This window comes from Streptomyces sp. NPDC058291 (assembly GCF_042880855.1).
GTDB lineage: Bacteria > Actinomycetota > Actinomycetes > Streptomycetales > Streptomycetaceae > Streptomyces.
In genome coordinates, this window is sequence record NZ_JBHVYK010000029.1 from 1 (window position 1) to 1753 (window position 1753).

Annotated in this window: 1 protein-coding gene; it reads right to left on the bottom strand. The window is 75.4% G+C overall.

The window, feature by feature from the left end; all coding sequences use genetic code 11:
* Window positions 1–243: 243 nt before the first annotated feature.
* Window positions 244–1716 carry a RecQ family ATP-dependent DNA helicase gene (locus ACFVYK_RS17010; RefSeq protein ID WP_389774229.1) on the bottom strand — a complete coding sequence of 491 codons (1473 nt, stop codon included), beginning with the start codon at window positions 1714–1716 and terminating at the stop codon, window positions 244–246.
* Window positions 1717–1753: the final 37 nt, after the last annotated feature.

Consider the following 1753-nt stretch of genomic DNA (forward strand, 5'->3'; position numbering starts at 1 on the left):
GTGGGGGCCACCCCCGCCCTGTGGGACCCCACCTCGGGGCCCCACCGGGGACGGGGGTCAGGCGTCGCCGTTGAGCACGGCGGCGGTCAGGACCTCGCCGCCGAAGCCCCAGCCGCCGTCGTCGACCTCACCGGGGCCGCGGCCCCGTGGCGCGATGCGCCGTCTGCGCTCCGCAGTTCGTCGGCGACCGGGCCCGCCCCGCCGAGCGGTCCCCGCCCCGTCCGCGCCGCGTCCGCGCCGCGCTCACGTCGCCGCGCGGCCCTCGCCCGGCCGGCGCGCCACCGTGAGCAGGTCGTCCCGGGCGGCCAGCGTTTCGAGGGACAGCGTGCGGTAGCCGGCGTGGTCGAAGAGAACGGTGATGCGGTCCCCGTGTCCGCTGAGCACCGTGCCGTCGCCCCACTGCTCGTGCCGTACCTCGGCGCCCACGGGATAGGCGGCCGCGGCCGGGTGGGCGGGCTGCTCCTCGCGGCCGTTCTCCGGGTCCTCCTCGCACCGGTCGCAGTTCCCGCACGGCGCCGTGTACTCCTCGCCGAAGTAGCCGAGCAGGAAGTCGCGCCTGCAGCCGGTCGTCTCGGCGTACGCCCGGGCCATGTCGACGCGTGAGCGGTCGCTCCGGCGGTGCGCCTGCGCGGTTCGCGCGGCCCGCTCCGTCGCCCGGTCCGGCGACACGCCGGGGGCCGGACGCACCTCGCCGTCCTCGCCGGTGGTGACGGCGTCGGCCTCCTCCAGCAGGTTCACCGCCGCGGTGACCCGGTTCCTGGACAAGCCCGTCTCCTGCCGCAGCTCCTCCAGGCCGACGGGGTCCCGGCGGTGTTCATGGACCGCTTCGGCCACCTCGGCGAGGGTGCCGCGGCCGGCGGTGCGGCCGGCGAAGTAGGTCTGCATGCCGGTGTCCTCGGACCGGTGGTGCAGCACGGCGAGGGCCGCACGCCCGTCCCTGCCGCAGCGGCCGATCTCCTGGTGGTAGGCGTCCAGGGAACCCGGCAGCGAGGCGTGCAGGACGAACCGTACGTCCTCCTTGTCGATGCCCATGCCGAACGCCGAGGTCGCGACCACGACGTCGGCCGCGCCGGACAGGAAGGCGTCGTGGATCCGGGCGCGTTCGGAGGCGCGCAGTCCGGCGTGGTAGCTCTCGGCGGCCAGTCCCAGGCCGGCCAGTTCCCCGGCGTAGAACTCGGTGTCCTTGCGGGTGGCGGCGTAGACGATGCCCGGCTTGGGTTCGGCGGCGGCCCGTTCCAGCACGGCTCGGCGACGGTCGCCCTCGTCCACGAAGCGGCGGGCTTCGAGCCTGATGTTCGGCCGGTCGAAGCCGGTCACCATCAGCCGCGGCCGCTGCATGCCCAGCCGCTCGGCGATCTCCCTGCGCACCGGCGCCGCGGCGGTCGCGGTCATGGCCAGCACCGGTGGTCGCCCCAGGCGGCGCACCGCCTGTTCCAGGCGCAGGTAGTCGGGGCGGAAGTCATGGCCCCACGAGGACACGCACTGGGCCTCGTCGACGACGAACAGGGCGGGACGCGCCTCGGCCAGCCGTTCCACCACCTCGTCCTTGGCCAGTTGTTCCGGCGACAGGTACACGAACCGGGCCTCGCCCCGGTGCACCGCCTCCCAGGCGGCCTCCGTCTGCGCCGCTCCGAGGTCGGAGTTGACGGCGACGGCGCCGGGGGCGCCCTCGCCGGCCGGCAGGCCGGCGATCTGGTCCCGCGGCCGGGCCAGCACAGGCGCAGTCTCTTATACACAAATGACGCAGCCGACG